At 42.1% G+C, this 19,925-nt stretch carries 19 protein-coding genes; 13 read left to right on the top strand and 6 right to left on the bottom strand.

What is annotated here, in order from left to right:
* Window positions 1-124 precede the first annotated feature (124 nt).
* Window positions 125-724, top strand: coding sequence for a bifunctional nuclease family protein (locus tag CGB83_RS02585; protein WP_100074379.1), 600 nt, complete (start codon window positions 125-127; stop codon window positions 722-724).
* A gap of 19 nt (window positions 725-743) precedes the next feature.
* A complete protein-coding gene (locus CGB83_RS02580; protein WP_100074378.1) occupies window positions 744-2,126 on the top strand; it encodes a nucleoside permease in 1,383 nt (460 codons plus the stop codon).
* A gap of 105 nt (window positions 2,127-2,231) precedes the next feature.
* On the opposite strand, the gene CGB83_RS02575 is transcribed toward CGB83_RS02580, so the two are convergent.
* Window positions 2,232-2,816, bottom strand: coding sequence for an O-methyltransferase (locus CGB83_RS02575; RefSeq protein WP_100074377.1), 585 nt, complete (start codon window positions 2,814-2,816; stop codon window positions 2,232-2,234).
* A gap of 45 nt (window positions 2,817-2,861) precedes the next feature.
* Window positions 2,862-3,782: a helix-turn-helix transcriptional regulator gene (locus CGB83_RS02570; protein ID WP_157761275.1), complete on the bottom strand. Its 921-nt coding sequence runs from the start codon at window positions 3,780-3,782 to the stop codon at window positions 2,862-2,864.
* A 91-nt stretch (window positions 3,783-3,873) separates the two neighbouring features.
* Here CGB83_RS02570 and CGB83_RS02565 point away from each other — a divergent pair, with 91 nt between their 5' ends.
* Window positions 3,874-5,187, top strand: a complete 1,314-nt coding sequence (locus tag CGB83_RS02565) for a flavin-containing monooxygenase (protein ID WP_157761274.1) — start codon at window positions 3,874-3,876, stop codon at window positions 5,185-5,187.
* Window positions 5,188-5,381: 194 nt separating this feature from the next.
* Window positions 5,382-6,365: a hypothetical protein gene (locus tag CGB83_RS02560; RefSeq protein ID WP_100074374.1), complete on the top strand. Its 984-nt coding sequence runs from the start codon at window positions 5,382-5,384 to the stop codon at window positions 6,363-6,365.
* 98 nt (window positions 6,366-6,463) lie between these two features.
* Here CGB83_RS02560 and CGB83_RS02555 read toward each other — a convergent pair whose 3' ends face one another.
* The gene (locus tag CGB83_RS02555; RefSeq protein ID WP_157761273.1) at window positions 6,464-6,820 is read right to left on the bottom strand and encodes a response regulator; all 357 of its coding nucleotides are present in this window, start codon (window positions 6,818-6,820) and stop codon (window positions 6,464-6,466) included.
* A 254-nt stretch (window positions 6,821-7,074) separates the two neighbouring features.
* Here CGB83_RS02555 and CGB83_RS02550 point away from each other — a divergent pair, with 254 nt between their 5' ends.
* From CGB83_RS02550 to CGB83_RS02525, 6 genes are all read left to right on the top strand, one after another.
* Window positions 7,075-7,464, top strand: a complete 390-nt coding sequence (locus CGB83_RS02550; protein ID WP_100074372.1) for a hypothetical protein — start codon at window positions 7,075-7,077, stop codon at window positions 7,462-7,464.
* Between the two features lie 46 nt (window positions 7,465-7,510).
* Window positions 7,511-8,689, top strand: a complete 1,179-nt coding sequence (locus CGB83_RS02545) for an acetyl-CoA C-acyltransferase (RefSeq protein WP_100074371.1) — start codon at window positions 7,511-7,513, stop codon at window positions 8,687-8,689.
* Between the two features lie 107 nt (window positions 8,690-8,796).
* Entirely contained in the window at window positions 8,797-10,287 is a 1,491-nt protein-coding gene (locus CGB83_RS02540) for an MFS transporter (protein ID WP_100074370.1), read from the top strand.
* Between the two features lie 218 nt (window positions 10,288-10,505).
* Complete coding sequence (locus CGB83_RS02535) at window positions 10,506-11,432, top strand: mevalonate kinase family protein (protein ID WP_100074369.1); 927 nt, start codon at window positions 10,506-10,508, stop codon at window positions 11,430-11,432.
* Window positions 11,433-11,441: 9 nt separating this feature from the next.
* Window positions 11,442-12,371, top strand: coding sequence for a UbiA family prenyltransferase (locus tag CGB83_RS02530; protein WP_100074368.1), 930 nt, complete (start codon window positions 11,442-11,444; stop codon window positions 12,369-12,371).
* 61 nt (window positions 12,372-12,432) lie between these two features.
* The gene (locus tag CGB83_RS02525; protein WP_100074367.1) at window positions 12,433-13,605 is read left to right on the top strand and encodes a proline dehydrogenase family protein; all 1,173 of its coding nucleotides are present in this window, start codon (window positions 12,433-12,435) and stop codon (window positions 13,603-13,605) included.
* Window positions 13,606-13,700: 95 nt separating this feature from the next.
* Here CGB83_RS02525 and CGB83_RS02520 read toward each other — a convergent pair whose 3' ends face one another.
* Entirely contained in the window at window positions 13,701-14,258 is a 558-nt protein-coding gene (locus tag CGB83_RS02520; RefSeq protein WP_100074366.1) for a helix-turn-helix domain-containing protein, read from the bottom strand.
* Window positions 14,259-15,078: 820 nt separating this feature from the next.
* On the opposite strand from CGB83_RS02520, the gene CGB83_RS02515 reads away from it, so the two are divergent.
* Window positions 15,079-16,188 carry a M14 family zinc carboxypeptidase gene (locus tag CGB83_RS02515; RefSeq protein WP_100074365.1) on the top strand — a complete coding sequence of 370 codons (1,110 nt, stop codon included), beginning with the start codon at window positions 15,079-15,081 and terminating at the stop codon, window positions 16,186-16,188.
* A 177-nt stretch (window positions 16,189-16,365) separates the two neighbouring features.
* Here the strand turns inward: CGB83_RS02515 and CGB83_RS02510 are convergent, their stop codons facing one another.
* Complete coding sequence (locus CGB83_RS02510) at window positions 16,366-16,881, bottom strand: DUF4920 domain-containing protein (protein ID WP_100074364.1); 516 nt, start codon at window positions 16,879-16,881, stop codon at window positions 16,366-16,368.
* Between the two features lie 106 nt (window positions 16,882-16,987).
* Between CGB83_RS02510 and CGB83_RS02505 the strand changes: the two genes are divergently transcribed.
* A complete protein-coding gene (locus tag CGB83_RS02505; protein WP_100074363.1) occupies window positions 16,988-18,403 on the top strand; it encodes an APC family permease in 1,416 nt (471 codons plus the stop codon).
* A gap of 21 nt (window positions 18,404-18,424) precedes the next feature.
* On the opposite strand, the gene CGB83_RS02500 is transcribed toward CGB83_RS02505, so the two are convergent.
* Complete coding sequence (locus CGB83_RS02500) at window positions 18,425-19,276, bottom strand: cyanophycinase (RefSeq protein ID WP_100074362.1); 852 nt, start codon at window positions 19,274-19,276, stop codon at window positions 18,425-18,427.
* 184 nt (window positions 19,277-19,460) lie between these two features.
* Here CGB83_RS02500 and CGB83_RS02495 point away from each other — a divergent pair, with 184 nt between their 5' ends.
* Window positions 19,461-19,901, top strand: a complete 441-nt coding sequence (locus tag CGB83_RS02495; RefSeq protein ID WP_100074361.1) for a GPW/gp25 family protein — start codon at window positions 19,461-19,463, stop codon at window positions 19,899-19,901.
* The last annotated feature ends 24 nt before the right edge of the window (window positions 19,902-19,925 follow it).

The following is a 19,925-nucleotide window of genomic DNA, read 5'->3' as shown; positions in this document are numbered from 1 at the left end:
CACCTGCGAAGCAAAATTGACAACAGAGTTAATTCACCATTCGCTTATGAAAGCCCGTTTCCGGGCTTTTATTTTTGTCTAAAAAGTAAAAAAAACTTTGAAAAATTAATCTATATTTGTACTTATGGATTACAAACAGTTAATTATTCGCGGAATATCGTACAGCCAGACACAATCAGGAGCGTACGCATTGCTATTGGAACATGAAGAATCTCATATAAAATTACCTGTTGTGATAGGAAATTTTGAGGCACAATCCATTTCTCTGGGCCTGGAGAAAGATATCCATCCTCCGCGGCCACTTACCCATGACCTTTTTTCAAAATTCATCGCTTCTACGGGGTATGAGCTGGTTTCAGTAATTATTTACCAGATCGTAGACGGTGTTTTCTTTTCGAATATCAATTTCAGAAATAAGGTGAATGACGAAGAGCTGATCCTTGATGCCAGAACTTCGGATGCCGTTGCCATGGCAGTACGGTTTGATGCCCCTATTTTCACCACCCAGCAGGTCCTGAATGAGGCCGGAATCCTTCTGGAACTTGAAGATGTTTCAAAAGAGGAGGAGTCATTTTCAGAAACACTGCCTGCTGAAGACAACCTGAAGTCTATTTCAATGGAAGAGCTGCAGAAATTGCTTGATGAAGCTGTTAAAGATGAAGATTATGATACGGCACTTGAAATCCAGGAGGAGATCAAGAGGAGAAAGAAAAAAATAGATTAAGATACCTGATAACTGACTTATGAATTTAAAATTACGTTTGACCATCCTCAGTTTCCTCCAGTTTTTTGTCTGGGGAGCATGGCTGATTACGATGGCCAATTTTTGGTTCGGAACAAAACATTGGGATGGAACCCAGTTTGGAGCCGTATTCGGAACCATGGGGATAGCTTCCATTTTTATGCCGACCATCACCGGGATTATTGCAGACCGCTGGGTGAATGCAGAAAGGATTTTCTCGGTACTCCACATTTTGTATGGTGTGGTATTGTTTATTTTGCCGCATACCCTCACCCCGGATTCTTTCTTCTATGTGATGCTGCTTGCCATGTGCTTTTACATGCCTACCATCGCTCTGGCGAATTCCATTTCCTATACGATCCTGAAAAACAGTGACTTGGATGTCGTTAAAGATTTCCCACCGATCCGCGTATGGGGAACCGTAGGATTTATCGTGGCCATGTGGATCACTAATCTTACCGGTAACAAAGCGACGGAAGGGCAGTTTTATATTGCCGGGACTGTAGCTGTTGTCCTTGGGATTTACGCCCTGACGCTGCCGAAATGTCCTCCACAGAAACTCATTGACGAGAAAGCACCGCTGTACCAGCAGCTGGGCCTGAATGCCTTTAAATTGTTCGCGAATTATAAAACCGCATTATTCCTGCTGTTTTCCATGCTTCTGGGTGCTGCGCTGCAGCTAACAAACGCTTACGGGGATGTTTTCCTCAGCGAGTTTGAGCATTTCCCGAAATATGCAGATTCCTTCGTGGTACAGCGTTCAACCATCATCATGTCCATATCACAGGTTTCAGAGACCCTGTTTATCCTTGCGATTCCTTTTTTCCTGAAGAAATTCGGGATCAAAAAAGTAATGCTGATGTCCATGCTTGCATGGGTATTGAGGTTCGGGCTTTTTGCTTACGGGATTCCTGATGGATTCGGCCTGATACTTATTATTGCTTCGTGTATCGTTTACGGAATGGCTTTCGATTTCTTTAATATCTCAGGCTCTCTGTTTGTTGAGACGACCACGGATAAAAAGATCCGTTCCTCTGCACAGGGGCTGTTTATGATGATGACCAACGGTTTTGGAGCCGTATTGGGAAGCTATATCGCTGGCTGGGCTATTGACCGTTTTTTCACCCATAAATTCACCAGCGCATCGGAACTTTCCGCTTATCTCCAGACAACGCCGGATAACCCTACATTCCTGGAAATCCTTAAAAAGAGCTTCAATGCAGCGGTTCAGCCGGACGGGACATTATCATCCATCGTCATGGTAAAAGACTGGCATCAGATCTGGCTTTCTTTTGCAGCTTATGCATTGGTTTTAGCCATCCTGTTCGCAGTATTATTTAAGCATAAGCATCATCCTGAGGAGATTTCTAAGGTAAAGCATTAAAATAATACATGTAACTTCAATACAAATTGCACCTGATCAGGTGCAATTTTTTTATGAACGAAAGCCAGGGTGTAGTTTTTAAATTAATATTAGCATATCCTGTGTTCAGTCTAGAGTTACCCATAACAATCCTGCACCTACCGGCAGTATCGAAAGGGAATAGGCATGCTCCTGTTCAATAAGGGCAATAAAGTCCTGTACTTCATCTTTGTGCGAAACTACATTGTCAACGATCAGCATAGAACCTTTCAAGCTGAGCAGCCTTTTCAGGTCTTTCCAGTATTCCGTATAGAACTTCCTTTCGGCATCCAGGAATATAATATCATAAACCGGCTCCGCAGTATGTAGGAATTCTTTGGCGTCACCGGTAATGAACTCAACATCGGATTCAATAGCGTAGGCAGCCAGATGATCTTTGGCCAGCTGCGTCCTTTGGCGGTCTATCTCTACCGTAACCAATTGGCCTCCTGTTTTTCCAAGGGCATCCGCAAACCATAATGTCGAGAAACCGTTAGACGTTCCCAGTTCCAGCATATTGCGGGTATTTTGTCCTTTGATAATGATCGAAATAAATTCTGCTGATTCAGGCTCAAGGTTCCTCCAGCGGTCTAACCTGTTTTCTTTCTTGTTGTCTTCTTCCTTTAACGTTCTGTACAGCTGAAGGATTTCATTTTTAAGTTTTGGATTCATACTCTGTGATATTGGTTTTGTATGTAAATAGGTATATAAACACGATCAATTTTTCAATTTCCCCGGTGAGATACCGAATTTTCTTTTGAAAGCAGCAATAAAATGCTGGGGGTTCTGATATCCTACATCCTGTGCTATTTCATTGACATACTTATCTGTATTAAGTAAAAGTCTTCTTGCAGTCTGCATTTTCAGTTCTATGATGTACTGATATACCGTACAGCCAAATAATGCTTTAAATCCCTGCATGAGTTTTCGGGGGGTGAGATCAGAATGTAGGGCCAGTTCCGAAACGGTTAAAAACTGATCAGTATACTGTTCAATCAGTTCTTTGACCTGATGCATTTTTTCTTTTTCCGAATTTCTGATGTTGAAATCTCTGCCCGAAGCAAGTGCTTGGTTCTGCTGCAGTTGGAGGAGAAATAATTCAGTCATCTTTGCCTCAAGGAATAAAGATTTCATCTTGCCGGTGTAGGCAGTTCCTTTCATCTGGGAAATCAGCAGATGCATTTCCGGAGTAAGAAGTAAAGGTGCTCCTGAATACCCCATAGAAGGCTGGTAAAAATCACTCAGCAGTTTCTCAAAATGGGAAACACCGATCCTGATCTCATAAAAGTCTCCATTCTGTACCGGATGCATTTGAACCTGTTGCCGGTTTTCCTGCTGAAAGGTCAGCATATGGTTTGCCTGTTGAAGTTTTACCGGTCTGCCATTCCTCGTTATGCTGCTGGACCCTTGCAGGCGGAAGTGCATTTCCAGTACTTCATCTTCAACGTCTATGCATATGTTTTCATCACTGTATAACTGATAGCCGCATTCAATGAACTGAAGATGGTTGAAACTTGTTTCGCGGAAAGAAAAGGAGCTGGAATCCCTGGTAAGCGAATGCTGTTTTTCGATATATGGCACAAAAAAACTGTCCTGCAGATTCTGCCGTTCTATACATACGTTTTTACGTTTTTGCATGATCGCGTCATTTTTAATCATTCCTGCGTTATCTCTATCCCAACCTCAACGCCCAACTTTGTACAAAAGTAATAATTTATTCTATAATCAAATGGATTTTAAACAGGATGTGATTATCATAGGAGCCGGACAGGCAGGATTGGCCGCCAGTTATTTTCTTCATCAAAAAGGAATACAACATTGTGTATTGGAGCAGCATACCATTGGCAGCTCATGGAGCACACAGCGGTGGAATTCATTCAAAATGAATACGCCGAACTGGATGACATGGCTTCCGGGACTGAAGCTTCAGGAAAAGATCAGGGATCAGTTCATGACAAAAGACAGCTTTACAGATTATCTTAAATTATACGTAAACACCTTTCAGTTGCCGATAAAGGAACACTGTAAAGTAATGAGTATCCATGATGAAGGCAGCCGCTTTATTATCACGGCTGAAAGAGGAGGTTATTGTAGTGAGTGGAGTGCCAAAGCAGTCATTATTGCTTCGGGAATGATGAACCGCAGCCGGTTTCCGGAATTATCCGAAAATGTCCCTCAGGATATACTTCAGCTGCATGCTTCAGAATATAAAAACCCGGGTCAGCTTCCTGACGGGAATATTTTAGTGGTGGGAGGAGGACAGTCGGGCTGTCAGATCGCAGAAGAACTCGCCGTTTCAGGACGCAACGTATATCTGGCAAGCAGCAAAGTACCGCGTGCACCCAGACGCTACAGGGGAAAAGATATCATGGAATGGATGGAAATGATCGGTAGTCACGACATCACAGCGTCCCAGTTGAAAGAGAAGCCGGAATTGGGTGCCACACAGCCGCAGAGCTCAGGTGTAGGCATTCTGGGACATACGGTAAGTTACCAGTCTTTGCATCACCTCGGCGTAACTATTTTAGGAAGCCTTAAAGATATTGGAAACGGAGGGCTGTTTCAGCTTGGTGTGAGTGTCTTAGGGAATATGGAAGATACGGGAAACAGAAGTTTATATTTTGCTGACAATGCAAAAGAGCATATCCGTTTTGCTGATGAGGCTTCAACATCAATAAAAAAGGCAATCGATGCTTACCTGAAACATCAGTCTGGTGCGATTTCCATGCCTCCTGTAGAGCATGACAAAGCAGACATTCCTGATAAACATTTCCACGCTGCATCTGGGATTCATAAGCTGGCTTTTGATTCGGATCACATCAGTACCATCATCTGGGCAACGGGATTCGGATCTGATTTTACCTATCTGCCGGACTCCTGGCTTGATACCAGTGGAATTCCCAGGTACACAGAAGGCAAAATAAAAGACGGTGTCTACTGCCTGGGTTTTCCATGGGTAAGGAAGAAGAAATCCGGACTGGTGTATGGTGCGGGAGAAGATGCGGAAATGATCGTGAAAAATATCCTGGATGGTTTAAAATAATACAGGATCTCAAAGTATGCATAACAGTATTTATAATTGGTTTTGGTGCTATCGATCTGCCGAAATAAAGAACTGTTGAACTGGTCTTATCGGTCGTAGGACCTCATTATGCCTGTTGTATCCCTGCAATAGGCATACTATTTGATTCCGGAAGTTTACATTTCATGATCCGGTTAAACACATGAAAAAGGGGTATGATTAAAAGAGCTTTAGGATTATTTTGGGTGATCATCATTCTGTATTTTATTTTTGTCCATCCTGCTATTATCTATTACAGTACGGTTCATTACAGTGATTTGGCAAACAGAAGCGGCAGTACGGCCATTTTCTACCTGATCCTCAGCATTACGCTCTGGACGGGTATTTTCCTGCTGGCATTGTACATGATTTACAAGTATTCTTTTCAGGCGCAGCGGAATATTGGCTACATTTCAAAACACGGCAAAAAAATAAGTGCGGAAATCATTGAGTCCAAGACGCTGGGATCTATTTCAAGTAAGTTTGAACGTAGATCCATTATCATGGAGTTTGACAACCTGCGCGGTACAACAGTATGGCACACCATGGAAATCAATGATTCAAAACCGGCACAGAAAAGGTTCGAAACAGGAAACACGATCTATTTATGGGTAGACGAAACCTTTAGAAAACAACCTTATATAGTATTGGATGGCATACAGACCCGGATCAATTATCGTCTCTATGTTGCGTGGCTGATGTTTGCTGTTTTGGTAACCGGATATTTCTTATATGCATATTCTTTGGAGAACCATGGGTACGGATGGCGTTTCCTGGAGATCGGGCATCCGTTGATTGTATCTCCGTTCGTAATTTATGGGATCATCCTGCTGATATGGCTGATCTTTTTTAAGCTCCTGGGAAAAGGAGGCGGTTTCATCGCTGGTAAAGACCTGCTGAGATTGAAATTTGCCGGCCTCAAAACAATGGCAAAGATCTTCAAAACAGAACAGACAGGAACGTATATCAATGAGAACCCACAGTTCAGGTTTACCCTGGAATATGCGGATTCTTCAGGGAAAATACATCAGGTTACACTGACCAGAATTGTCCCGTTGATAAAACTGCAAACCATACGGCAGAAAGAAAGGGAGATTTTTTATCTTCAGGAGGATCCGGAAAATATAGCTTTTGCGGAAGATATCAATTCAATTGCTTAAATAATGGGTGTAATGATTATCCATATCTAAATATCAGGGTATGGATAGAAGAAATCAAAGGTTTCTGTACCGGTATGAAACGGCAGCATTTAAATATTTTATGTATTCCTTTTGACTACATCTACCATATGATCAATATCGAAAGGTTTTTCAATGAAGTCATCGGCTTTGCATTCCTTGGCAATCTGCGGGAGCTCAGTAGACGTGGAGGTTAATACGGAGGAAACATCTTCCGTTTCAGGGTCTTCTTTAAGGTCTTTGATCACTTCAGAACCTTTTTTATCGCCTTTGATATAGTCGTCCACAATAACTACATCGGGATCAATTTCCTCTATATTGTCAATAGGTTCCGTAGTCAGGGATGAAGTTACATCAAAACCCTTGTCTTCCAGGATTTCATCCATAATATTAAGGATGTCTTCATTATCCTGAATCAGCACAACCTTTTTTTTCATATTGCTAATTTTTAAGCAAAAATATGAAAAATGTTCATGCACCGTTAGCATATGTACATTAAAATGTCTGTTTGGACCCTATCAATCAAAATGCGGATGTGTCAAATCCTCAATGATAAGGCTTAAAAAGTATGGAATGTTTAATTATAGATGAAGTATTTTCGAGTATTAGAGCAAATAGCTCTGCAAGGTTCATTTTTATATTACTGTGACGAGGAATATAATTTTTTTTGTATTTTGGCAAGATAAGAAATATGAAAAATATTCAGTTATCAGCAGTCTTATTGGTGGTCATCGGCAGTTTTCTTCCGCTCGTCCACATTCCTGTAATCGGGAACTGGAACTATTGGAAGCTTGACCATTTCCTGGCTTCAGGATGTTGGATGCTCTGTGCGCTGGCACTATGGGGAATTATCAACAGCCGGTCAAAAATAATCAGGATTTCGGCAATCCTGCTGATCCTTCTCTTCATTTTTACACTCTTTGCCGTTAAGGTACAGGCATTACAGTATTTCAGCTTTATGCCGTTTAAGTCCTGGAGCGAAACCCTGGCCGGAGTGGTGAAATTGCAGTGGGGATGGATGGTGGAGTTTGCAGGCGCTCTGTTGCTGCTTCTGGCTAAAAATAAGAAGCCGATAGAATAGGATCAGCATTTCTAATTAATACTACAATAAAAAGATTTATATACACATGAAAGAAGTATTCATTGTTTCTGCAGTTAGAACACCTATAGGAAGTTTCATGGGGAGTTTATCCGCTGTTCCGGCCACCAGGCTGGGAACCGTGGCTGTAAAGGGAGCATTAGATAAGATCAGCCTTGATCCTAAAGAAGTTCAGGAAATTTATATGGGGAACGTGTTGCAGGCAGGAGAGGGCCAGGCACCGGCAAGGCAGGTTGCTATCGGAGCAGGACTTTCCATCAGTACCCCGGCAACCACCATTAATAAAGTATGTGCGTCCGGAATGAAAGCGGTAACCATGGCAGCGCAGGCTATCAAAGCCGGTGATGCTGAGGTGATTGTAGCTGGAGGAATGGAAAACATGTCTATGGTTCCGCATTATTACCATGCCAGGACAGCCACCAAACTGGGGGATGTGAAAATGCAGGACGGTATGGTGCTTGATGGCCTAACCGACGTTTATAATAAAGTGCATATGGGCGTTTGTGCTGAAAAGTGTGCAGCAGATTACAGCTTTTCCAGAGAAGATCAGGACAATTTTGCTATTGAATCATATAAAAGATCTGCAAAAGCCTGGAGCGAAGGCAGATTTTCGGATGAGGTAGTGCCGGTGGAAATCCCACAAAGAAAAGGAGAACCTGTAATCTTTGCCGAAGATGAAGAATACAAAGCGGTAAACTTTGACAGGATTTCTACCCTTCCTACCGTATTTAAAAAAGAAGAAGGTACGGTAACGGCTGCCAATGCGTCCACGCTGAATGACGGAGCTTCTGCCCTCATCCTGGTATCAAAGGAAAAAATGGAGGAACTCGGACTGAAGCCTCTGGCTAAGATTGTTTCTTATGCTGATGCTGCCCAGGAACCGGAAAACTTTACTACAGCACCGGCTAAAGCATTGCCGATCGCGCTGAAAAAAGCAGGCCTTGAAATCGCTGATATTGATATCTTTGAATTCAATGAGGCATTTTCCGTAGTTGGCCTGGCCAATAACAAAATCCTTGGCCTTGATGCTGCGAAAGTAAATGTTAACGGAGGGGCGGTTGCATTAGGACACCCGCTGGGAAGTTCAGGATCTAGGATCATCGTTACCCTGATCAATGCATTGAAGCAGAACAACGGTAAATATGGTGCTGCAGCCATCTGTAACGGCGGCGGCGGGGCTTCTGCCATTGTTATTGAGAATATATAACCGACTGCTTAAGAATATACTACCATTAAGAAACGGATAATTTTTATAAAACTTTATCCATTTCTTAATGGTTTTTCTATTTTTGTGCAACTAATATTTTATTTGAAATGTCTGAAATTGAGAATCCGCAACCGCAGAATATAAAAAATAACCCGAAGATCATGAAGGCCTGGGCGGTCTATGACTGGGCGAACTCCGTCTATTCACTGGTTATTACATCAACCATATTTCCCATCTACTATTCTATTCTTACCACTGCATATGAGAAAAAGGAATATGTAGCAGAAAGCAAACGCTGGATTGATGTCCCGGTACGGCATATGATCACCATATTCGGGAAAGAATACCAGCCGGATGCAGTGTATGGATATTCATTAACCATTTCCTTCCTGATCGTGGTTTTCCTGTCCCCGTTTCTGTCTTCACTGGCAGATACTATCGGGAATAAGAAATCTTTCCTTCAGTTTTTCTGCTATCTCGGAGCGACTTCCTGTATGGGGCTTGCTATGTTTACCGGCATGCAGAATGTCTTCCTCGGGCTTTTATTCAGTATAACGGCCAGTGTGGGATTCTGGGGGAGCCTTGTATTTTATAATTCGTTTTTACCGGATATCGCTACGCAGGATAAGCAGGATGCCCTTTCTGCCAAAGGATATGTGTATGGGTATATAGGTTCTGTGATCCTTGTGGTGATCTGTCTGCTCCTGATCCAGGTTTTTGCCAAAGGCGCTGCCCAGCAATTGCTCTTTACCAGGATCAGCTTCCTGTTTACGGGAGCATGGTGGTTCGGGTTTTCACAGTATACCTTCAAGCATCTGCCGCAGTTCGGGGATGTCAAGGATAAACTGCCGAAAGACCTGGTATTGCTGAATTACAAAAACCTCTTCAAAAGACATGAAGACCAGGGCGGATTTATGGAAGTGCTGAAAGACAACCTTTGTTTTTATAAGGATATTGCCAAAGAGAGTTTCCATGAACTGTTTAAAGTGGGAAGAGAACTGTTCAAGGACAGGAACCTTAAGTTTTTCCTTTCAAGCTTCTTCTTTTACAGTGTGGGAATGCAGACCATCTTCCTGATGGCGACCTTATTCGGGAAAAGTGAGATCAACCTTGCACAGGATAGGCTGATTGGTACTTTGCTGGTCATTCAGATCGAGGCCATCATAGGTGCCGTGATTTTCTCCAGGCTATCCAGAAGGATCGGTAATAAAAACGTGATTTCCATTGCCGTATTTTTATGGATCATTGCCTGTATCTGGGCTTTTTTCCTGAACAAGGAAAACCCTACGGTAGAATATCAGTTCTACGGGGTTGCTGCCGTTGTAGGTCTGGTTATGGGAGGGCTTCAGGCGATGTCGCGTTCCACGTATTCCAAGCTCCTGCCGCAGGATTCCATGGAAAACACAACCTTTTTCAGTTTTTATGATGTGCTGGAAAAGCTGGCGATCATTTTGGGAACATTCATATTTGCTACTTTGATTGAGCATTTCAATAATATGCGGATTGCAGCACTCTCCATGACCATTTTCTTTGGAGTCGGGCTGGTGCTGATCCGGTTTCTGAAATTAAAAACCCTTAGCCATAAGGAAACGTTATAAGATTTAAAGCTGTTTTACAACAGCTTTTTTTATGCACCTGAATGATCCATTTTGAAATAAATCTTAGACGATATGATTACTGTTGCATACCGTTTTGATTGTGATCTGATCTGATTGCTTTAAAAATTCCTGTAAAAGGTGACTCTGGTCATATTCGGCGCGGATTTTGCGGTAATGAATGGAATAATTGCTAAATTTGCAAAAGATTTATTAACGGTATGACCAACCCTCTATTTTACGCTAAGATTATCTTATTCGGGGAGTACGGAATGATTGAAGATTCCCAGGGACTTGTGGTACCTTACAGTTTCTATAAGGGTACTTTAAAGTTCTCAGAAAGCCATTCGGAATTTGAGGCCAGATCCAACGGACACCTTCAGAAGTATGCTGATTTCCTTCAGGAACTGCAGCTGCCGGAAGACTTTACCCTGGATGTACAGCGTTTCAAAGATGATATTGCCGCAGGGCTTTTCTTCGATTCCAATATTCCTCAGGGATACGGCGTAGGAAGCTCAGGTGCACTTGTTGCTGCCATTTTTGAGAAATATTCCCTGATCAAGCACGATCCTGAAAACATTTCCAAAGAGAACCTGAAAAATTTAAAGGCTGTTTTCGGCGAAATGGAAAGCTATTTCCATGGTAAGAGCTCAGGTATGGATCCTCTGATCTGTTATATGAACTTGCCGATCCTGATTGAGAACAGGGAAAATCTTGACCGGGTGTCTATACCGGACGGAGAGGAAGGAAAAGGAGCCATTTTCCTTATCGATTCGGGAATGACCGGTGAAACGGGACCAATGATCCAGATTTTCTTCGAGAAGATGAAAACCGAAGGATTCCGTAAAACGCTGAAAGAAGAATTTATCCGTTATAACAATGCGTGTATTGACGCATTCCTTAAAAAAGACATGAATCCGTTTTTCAGAAATCTGAAAAAGCTATCCCATTGGGCCTATGAACATTTCCGCCCGATGATTCCGGAAAGTATTTTCAACATCTGGAAGAAAGGCCTGGATTCCAATGCCTATTACCTGAAACTTTGCGGAAGCGGAGGCGGTGGCTATATCCTCGGGTTTACCAAAGACTACGAGAAGGCTGAAAAAATGCTTGAAGGATTCCAGAAAGAAGTGATATACAGATTTTAAAAGACCTGAATGAATTCTGAAAAAGAAAATTTGCGGACCCCGTCTCCTGCATCCAAATCTCTTTTTTACAGATTTTCACAACTGGTGGGCTTCATGGTCGGCACCAGGTTCTTCGTAGCTGCATTGCTTACTTTTGCCTTGTATGTGTCTACGTTTTTCCTCTTTAACCGGGATGAATCCTTCAGGAAATTCGTCTTCGATTTCAAAGTTCACGGCATTATTTTCTGTACCGTCCTCACTATTCTGGCAGGAGGAATCATCAACCAGTTTTACGATTTTGAGAAAGACCATGTGGTCAAGCCGTTCAGGACAAGGATCCAGAGCTTTATATCGCAGCGGTATTTCCTCTATGTCTATCTGTTTTTAGGGATCATTTCCTTAGGTGTGGCACTTGTCATCTCTTACCGGGTATTCCTTTTTTTCCTTGTATACCAGTTTTTTATGTGGTTCTACAGCCATAAGCTGAGCCGTATCCTGATCCTTAACAACCTTACTTTTGTCAGCCTTACGTTATATCCGTTTTTCGGGATGATGGTCTATTATGAGACGTTTTCCTGGAAGGTGCTGCTGATGGCTGTTTTCCTTTTCCTAGTCCTGTTATGCATTGATATCGTAAAAGATACACTTACCAGGAGTGTCGACAAGGCTTTCGGATATCATACGATTTCAAACAGTTTCCAGCCGCAAACCTCAAAGATCATTATCGGCGCACTGCTCGTTGTGATTATGGGGGTTTCCGTGAAGCTGATTGATAAAGAGGGTATTTCCGGAATCATGGGATATTATTTTGAAGCGGGATTATTGGTTATGGCTGTATGCATGTATCTGATGATCAGGTATACCAGAAAGACTAAATTCATTACCCTCAATATTTTGCGGTTCTGGGTTTTTATCGGCATCCTTGCCATGCTCCTGAATGGAATTGAGAACAAATTGTAAAAAAATCCTTTAATAAAACAGGGGTTATCATTACCTTTGCAGAACTAATCTAATACGAGTAATGCCCATTTTTAACGATACTAAAATTGCTTTTGCAGACAAATCTGATGCACAGCTAAGGAAAGCATACTGGATGTTCAAAATGATTGAACAGCCGGCCCTTACCAAAATCGGAACATCCGTTCTGAATTTTACTGTCCACAATAATTTTCCGATGGTAACCGGAATTGTAAAAAATACCCTGTTCGAACAGTTTTGCGGTGGCGAAACGCGTGAGGAAAGCATGAAAGTTGTGAAACAGCTTTTCAAGAGAGGCGTGGGAAGCATCTTCGATTATTCCATTGAAGGAAAAGAAGATGAGGAAACGTTTGATGCAGTTTGCACGGAAATCAAGGATATCGTAAAATTTTCAGTGGGAAATCCTGCCATTCCGTTCATCGTATTCAAGCCTACGGCATTCGGGAGGATAGATCTGTATGAAGCTGTGGGGAAGAACGTAGAGCTTACTTCCAGCCAGAAAGAAGAATGGACAAGGGTGGTCAAAAGGTTTGATGAAGTATGCAGCCTTTGCCATGAGCATGATAAAAAAGTAATGGTAGATGCGGAGGAAACATGGATGCAGGATGCAGCAGATCACCTGTGCGAGGAGATGATGGAAAAGTACAACCGCGAAAAACCGATCGTCTGGAATACCATCCAGATGTACAGGACTGGACGGCTCGAATACATGCAGTCCCATCTTCAGAGGGCACATGAAAAAGGCTATTTTATCGGATATAAGATCGTTAGAGGAGCCTATATGGAAAAGGAACGGGCAAGAGCAGCAGAGAAAGGTTATGCGGATCCTATCCAGCCGAATAAGGAAGCTACGGACAAAAACTACAATGCTGGAATTGATTTTGTAATGGATCATCCGGACAGGCTTTCGGCATTTTTCGGTACCCATAATGAAATCTCTTCTGAGTTGGTGATGGATAAAATGAAGGCCAGAGGCCTTGACAATGACAATCCTCATATCTTTTTCGGACAGCTGTACGGGATGAGTGACAATATCACTTTTTACCTTTCAGATAAAGGATATAATGCCACCAAATACCTTCCGTACGGACCCGTGAAGGATGTTGTGCCTTACCTGACAAGAAGGGCCCAGGAAAATACTTCCGTAGCAGGGCAAACCGGACGGGAACTCGGGCTGATCAGCAAAGAACTGGAGAGAAGGAAGAGAAGCAGATAATTTTCAATCTTTATATAAGAGTAAACCCCGCAACTATGCGGGGTTTACTTTTTTTGTATTGAACAGGTATTGAATAATACCCTTAACAGCGCATGTTAAGGTTCAAAACTTTCAAATTTTCCGTTTTCATAGAAGAGCACAATACGCTTTATCTTACTGGTCTGTTTTTCAATGACTTGACCTAATATTTCTTCATTAGTAGGGGCTAATCGCTGAGAATCCGATATTTTAGGGATGCTTTCAGTCCTGGCCGGTATAACGGCTTCTCGGGGCACTTGTACAGAAGGCTCCGTAAGCGGCTCATCTGATCCGAAATCTTCTTCATCATTCATCATCGTAAAAAGATCTGACAAAGGAGTAGGTTTTGTTTTTTCGTCAGCGATGATCTCTTCTTCCGGCTCAGGTTCCAGATCCGGATCGCTGTCCTCAGGCAATTCGGATTTCAGCATTTCCCCTTCGCCATTGACTAACCAATCCCAGAGGATTTCCGGAAAACGCGATTTGATTTTAATAATAAATTCCAGGGACGGTTTGTTCCTTCCCGAGGTAATATGCGAGATGGATGATCGCTGTACATCCACCTCATCTGCAAATTCAGAGGGAGTGAGTTTAGAATATTCAATGACCTTGGAAATCCGCTCATTTAAGCCCATTACATTTGTATATTTACGTATTTACAAATGTAAAGAATAAATATAAAACAACAAAATACATTTGTAAACAAATGTAAATTATTAAAATGTACAGCTGTAAACTATTTAATGACTTGATTTACAGTACTTATTATTGTTGATAAAATTATACTGCATATTTTATTAAACATCTTTTCCGCAATGGGTGTTATTAAATTTTTAACTGAAAATCTAAATGATATGATACTTTTGCATCAGGAAAATCCTGATTTATGGGCTGCATAATGCCATTAAAAATGAATCAGGATCATCTGGATACCTGATTATAGGGCAGGGGAAGGGTATGAGCTATTATAAGTGCTATACCTCGTTTTAAAAGGAATGAATAAACTACTGTATTCTATAATCTATATCATACTGCAACAGTATACATCAATCCGCTGTCTGATGCAATCAGGAAAGACTGAACACAAATAGGAACGGTAAACTGAACAAAATTTATATACACTCCGCACCAGGAATCGTAAAATTACTAACAGTTTACATTTGTATATGATAATTATAAACAATAATTATCCGCATCCCTATGTTTAAGTGAATAACCCTTAAATATGGATAAATACGTGATTTTATACTTAAAGTAACATTAAATAAATCATCTAGTTAAAATTTATAATTATCTGATTTATAAATCTTTGAAACGTTATCATTAATAATTTAGCAATCCACAATTTTATCAACAGACAATCTGGCAGATCTATTTGTTTAATTTATTTACAAATGTAAATCACCTATCAAGTTGATAAAAATTTTTACCTTTGAATACAGTAAACTTTTGTAAATGCAATTTGAACACGTTTATACTTCACATCCTGATTTTTTACATCGCTATATTCTCCCTGAAAAACTTTTTGTGTATCTCCGGGCTAATTTTAGTAACTCGCTGCAACAGATAGGCATTTCTTTTTTAGGAAAGCCTGTTTATAAGCTTACCATCGGCTCAGGTCCGGTTAAAGTTCTTGCCTGGTCTCAGATGCACGGCAATGAGTCAAATGCTACCCATGCCATGCTAGACCTTCTTGAGACCTGGCACAAATACCCTGAACTTGCAGAAGGAATACTGAGGCAGCTGGAGTTTGATTTTATTTTTATGCTGAATCCTGACGGTTCGGAAAGATGGACGCGGCTCAATGCCATGGACATTGATCTCAATCGTGATTTCCATAATGAAGCGAGCGTTGAGATCAAATACCTGAAGCAGGCCGTCGCTGACAAAAAATATGACTACGCATTGAATCTTCATGAGCAGCGGACCATATTCACCACGGACGGCATTCATCCTGCCACGCTTTCGTTTCTTGCCCCTTCCGAAAATGTGGAACGTACCGTAACCGAAAACAGGAAAAAATGCATGGCTGTGATTGCAGAGGTGTATCATCATCTCAAAGATCTTATCCCGGAACAGATCGGAAGGTATACGGATGAATTCTATCCTTCTTCAACGGGCGATAATTTCATCAGGGAAGGGCTGCCGGTTATTTTATTCGAAGGCGGACATTTTGAAAATGATTACACCAGAAAGGGAACACGGAAGTATTATACGGTTGCTCTATACTATGCACTGAAAGCCATGGCTGATCTTAAGTCCGGCACGGAGGGCTGGGAAACGTATTTTGAGATTCCGGAAAACAAGGAAACCCATTATGATATCATTTACCGTAATGTCAAACTGAATACGGAACATGAATGCGTCCTGGATATCGCCGTGCAATACAGGGAAGTCAAGGAGGACGACAAAGAGGAGATCTCATTTGTACCCTATGTCATGGAAGCCGGGGATGTGAAAAAGAAAAAAGGCTGGGTGGAAATAGACTGTACCGGAAAGAAATTCAGATCGGAAAAGAAATATCCGAAACTGGATTCGATCGCTGACTTTACGTTTGAAGATTAAAATATTTACAGCTATAGTCTGCCTGAAACTAATTTCGAAAGTAAACGGTGCAAAAATGAACTAAAAATTAAAAAACCGGCTGACCCTAGTGGCAGTCGGTTTAATTGTTTTATCAGGCCTTAAAATGCCTGCTATAGGATGTTCTATATCTAATGAGTGAATTGAAACCTATTGAAATCAGTTCACCACTTTTATTCCGTTAGCCACAAACCTGATTTCTTCTTTCGGCTGGGTAATGGCATCAATTTCGGACTGAGTTTTTTTGGCATCTTCTGCATAGTGCTTCTGTTCATCAACCGAAGTTACTTTTCTCTCAGCACTTCCTTCCAGGACCACATTTTTACCTTTGAGAGCAGTAGGAACAAAGAATGCGTAGTCTTTCATCTTAACAAAAAACTGAGAATTGTCTTCCGTTTCAATGGTCAGCCAGCAGCCTTTTTTGTCACATACATCCGTTACTTTTCCCTTGATGGCAACGTTCTCTACTTTCTTGTTCTCTTTTTTAAGTTTTTTGTTCAGTTTTTCTACGCTGATCGCTTTTGATTCTACAGACGCATTTACTGCGGACCCGTACGTATCACCAACCATAGCATTACCGGCAGGCGGTCCTATTTTCTTTGATGAAGATTCCTGTGAAAAAGCCAGTGCCGAAACACTCAGGGCAGCGGCAAATAGTACTGCTTTATATTTCATGTTTAATATTTTTTCAAAAATACTAATAAAATTTGAATCTCAATCTCAATAGCAGATTGATAAAAAACATTCCATAATTGTTTATATTTGGCACCTATATCTGAATATGCATAAAAAACTAAAACTTTGGGACGCCGTCATGCTCGTTATGGGATCCATGATCGGGAGCGGGATATTTATTGTAAGTGCCGACATCATGAGGAACCTGGGCTCCGGATTCTGGCTTATTGTAGTCTGGATCATTACCGGGGTCATGACGATTGCAGCAGCCATCAGTTACGGTGAACTGTCGGCATTATTCCCTAAAGCCGGCGGACAATACACCTACCTGAAAGAAATTTTCGGCAAGAAAATGGGATTTTTATACGGATGGGGACTGTTTACCGTTATCCAGACCGGTACGATTGCAGCAGTTGCCGTAGCTTTCGGGAAATATACCGCCTACCTGATCCCGGCGCTCAATGACGCAGCACCCATTTTTCAGAGCGGGGAATTTAAGATTACCTGGATACAGATCGTAGCGATCCTGGTGATCCTGCTGCTTACTTACATCAATACGCGTGGCGTAGAAAGCGGCAAGCTGCTGCAGAATATATTTACCGGCTCTAAAATCCTGGCTTTGCTGGGGCTTATTGCGGCCGGTTTCTTTTTCGTAAATGTTTCCCACCTTTCCGAAAATTTCAGCTTTGGCTGGGATGCATTCAGTAACATCAGAAAAGATGCGCTTGGAAACCTTACTAATTACGGTTGGGAACGTATAGGCGGCATGACTTTGCTGGGTGGGATTGCCGCCGCTATGGTAGGCTCCGTATTCAGCTCCGTTGCCTGGGAAAGCGTGACTTTCGTATCGGGAGAAATTGATAATCCCAAAAAGAATGTGGTAAAGTCCATGATATACGGGACGTCTGCCGTAATGGTTTTATACATCGCCGCGAATGTGGTTTACCTTAATGCGCTGGACAGGGATACCGTGGCATTTGCAGCTAATGACAGGGTAGCAGTGGCCGCGTCACAGAATATTTTCGGGAGTGCGGGCACCATTATTATCGCTCTTTTGGTGATGGTTTCCACTTTCGGCTGCAACAACGGGTTAATCCTGGCCGGGGCACGGGTTTTTCAGACCATGGCCAGGGACGGGATGTTTTTCAGGTCCGCTGCAGAAAACAATACCAATGAAGTTCCGGGCAATGCACTGTGGATGCAGGGTATCTGGGCGTCATTGTTATGCCTGAGCGGGCAGTATGGAAACCTTCTGGATATGATTTCTTTCGTTATCGTGCTGTTCTATATGATTACAGTCTTCGGAGTGATTTACCTGAGGATTAAACAGCCGGAACTGCAAAGGCCGTACAAAACATGGCTGTATCCCGTAACGCCTATTGTATACCTCATCATCGGGACAGGCTTCTGTATTTTATTGCTGATTTACAAGCAGCAGTACACATGGCCAGGTTTTATCATCGTACTGCTGGGACTTCCGGTATATTACCTGATCAACCGGAAACAGTCTTCTGCCAAATAATATAAAAACTGCTGACCAGGGTCAGCAGTTTTCGCTTTTATCTCCTTTAAAGGCTCCGGTATCCAGGTTCAGGATACAGTCGTCTGTAAGGATATGCACTTTTAGGTTTTCAGCATAGACCGGGCATCCTTTACTGACGAATTCAATATTGGTCTGCCTGATCTCGCCGGCACTGATCACAACCACCATCCCTGAACCTTTACAGGTGGCCACTGCACCTTCTTCTATCAGCAGTGCCGTATCTTCCCCTATGCCCAGTCCCCAGCATTCTTTATGCAGCATTACCGCATGGGCCAGCCGGCCGAACCTGCCGCGGTGCACAAAATGGGTGTCCACGATACAGTTTTTAATAAAACCGAGTCCGGAAGAAATTTCAATATCATCTTTTATAATAGCTTCACCATTCTCTGCTTCACAAATAACGATTTCAGGAATACACATGGCTCCTGCACTGGTTCCGGCAATCATAAAACCTTCCTCATGCCGGTATTTTTCGTACAGAAGGTTACTGATTTCCGAATTCTTAAGGATACCGCAGATCTTAGCCTGGTCTCCTCCGGTAAAAAAGACGGTTTTAGCAGCTCTGATCCGGTCCATATATTCCTTTTTATGCTCTGAATCTGTTTCGGTGATATGAATAAATCCGAAATTGCTGTACCCGATCTCGTTGAACGTTTTCCTGTAAGTATCCCGCATACTTTCCGGCTCCGAACTGGCGGTTGTTATAACTTCAATACGGTCATCCTTTGAGGTAATGAGGTCTTTGAGGATCTCATGGGGTGAAAAATTATGGTTTTTATCTTCCATTTCCGAAGAAGATCCGTGACGGTCTTCCTTTCCACCAATAATCAATAATCTTCCTTTTGGAACCATAGTAATAGTTTTAGATTTGCAGATTCTCAGAACAAGTATAGTACCAGCTATTCTGAGGATGTGGTATTTGTGGTACAAATGATGGATGTATCAAAGAATATTGGCTTATCTGTTTCTTTAATTATCCGAATTTGCTTAACTTGGTATTCCATTTTGCTATGATATACCAATAAAGACACAGTTTATGGACACACCCAATTACAGAATGCCTTTTGTACCGTCTACCCTGATGACGGAAGGCGGCAGCATAGATACCTGCGACATGGGCGAAAGCATTGCCCATAACATTATGCTGCTCATCACTACCAAGAAGGGGGAGAACAGGTATGATGAAAATTACGGCAATGATGTATGGAACCTCGAGTTTGATAACGGAGTGACCAGTGCGACCTGGGAAAGCATCTTTGTGAAAAGCCTTAAACGGCAGATCCAGGAATATGAACCCCGGATCGTTCAGCCCCAGATTGATGCCCATATCCAGTTTGTAGAGCATAACTACGATACCAAAGAGCATACGGAGATCAAGAAGAAAGTGAAAATTGCGATCAATGCCAAAATGGAGTCCAGTGGCGAACGCTTTACTTTTTCCACCGAGCTGTTCCTGAGCCCGATGTCCATCGATTAATATTCCACCACATTTAATATTGAT

Source organism: Chryseobacterium camelliae (genome assembly GCF_002770595.1).
Taxonomy (GTDB): domain Bacteria; phylum Bacteroidota; class Bacteroidia; order Flavobacteriales; family Weeksellaceae; genus Chryseobacterium; species Chryseobacterium camelliae.
This window is presented reverse-complemented; position numbering and strand designations above follow the sequence as displayed.

Excerpts from the sequence above, each read along its gene's own strand:
- CGB83_RS02585 (WP_100074379.1), top strand. The coding sequence starts at position 125 with ATGGATTACAAACAGTTAATTATTCGCGGAATATCGTACAGCCAGACA.
- CGB83_RS02580 (WP_100074378.1), top strand. The coding sequence starts at position 744 with ATGAATTTAAAATTACGTTTGACCATCCTCAGTTTCCTCCAGTTTTTT.
- CGB83_RS02575 (WP_100074377.1), bottom strand. The coding sequence starts at position 2,816 with ATGAATCCAAAACTTAAAAATGAAATCCTTCAGCTGTACAGAACGTTA.
- CGB83_RS02570 (WP_157761275.1), bottom strand. The coding sequence starts at position 3,782 with ATGCAAAAACGTAAAAACGTATGTATAGAACGGCAGAATCTGCAGGAC.
- CGB83_RS02565 (WP_157761274.1), top strand. The coding sequence starts at position 3,874 with ATGGATTTTAAACAGGATGTGATTATCATAGGAGCCGGACAGGCAGGA.
- CGB83_RS02560 (WP_100074374.1), top strand. The coding sequence starts at position 5,382 with ATGATTAAAAGAGCTTTAGGATTATTTTGGGTGATCATCATTCTGTAT.
- CGB83_RS02555 (WP_157761273.1), bottom strand. The coding sequence starts at position 6,820 with ATGAAAAAAAAGGTTGTGCTGATTCAGGATAATGAAGACATCCTTAAT.
- CGB83_RS02550 (WP_100074372.1), top strand. The coding sequence starts at position 7,075 with ATGAAAAATATTCAGTTATCAGCAGTCTTATTGGTGGTCATCGGCAGT.
- CGB83_RS02545 (WP_100074371.1), top strand. The coding sequence starts at position 7,511 with ATGAAAGAAGTATTCATTGTTTCTGCAGTTAGAACACCTATAGGAAGT.
- CGB83_RS02540 (WP_100074370.1), top strand. The coding sequence starts at position 8,797 with ATGTCTGAAATTGAGAATCCGCAACCGCAGAATATAAAAAATAACCCG.
- CGB83_RS02535 (WP_100074369.1), top strand. The coding sequence starts at position 10,506 with ATGACCAACCCTCTATTTTACGCTAAGATTATCTTATTCGGGGAGTAC.
- CGB83_RS02530 (WP_100074368.1), top strand. The coding sequence starts at position 11,442 with ATGAATTCTGAAAAAGAAAATTTGCGGACCCCGTCTCCTGCATCCAAA.
- CGB83_RS02525 (WP_100074367.1), top strand. The coding sequence starts at position 12,433 with ATGCCCATTTTTAACGATACTAAAATTGCTTTTGCAGACAAATCTGAT.
- CGB83_RS02520 (WP_100074366.1), bottom strand. The coding sequence starts at position 14,258 with ATGGGCTTAAATGAGCGGATTTCCAAGGTCATTGAATATTCTAAACTC.
- CGB83_RS02515 (WP_100074365.1), top strand. The coding sequence starts at position 15,079 with ATGCAATTTGAACACGTTTATACTTCACATCCTGATTTTTTACATCGC.
- CGB83_RS02510 (WP_100074364.1), bottom strand. The coding sequence starts at position 16,881 with ATGAAATATAAAGCAGTACTATTTGCCGCTGCCCTGAGTGTTTCGGCA.
- CGB83_RS02505 (WP_100074363.1), top strand. The coding sequence starts at position 16,988 with ATGCATAAAAAACTAAAACTTTGGGACGCCGTCATGCTCGTTATGGGA.
- CGB83_RS02500 (WP_100074362.1), bottom strand. The coding sequence starts at position 19,276 with ATGGTTCCAAAAGGAAGATTATTGATTATTGGTGGAAAGGAAGACCGT.
- CGB83_RS02495 (WP_100074361.1), top strand. The coding sequence starts at position 19,461 with ATGGACACACCCAATTACAGAATGCCTTTTGTACCGTCTACCCTGATG.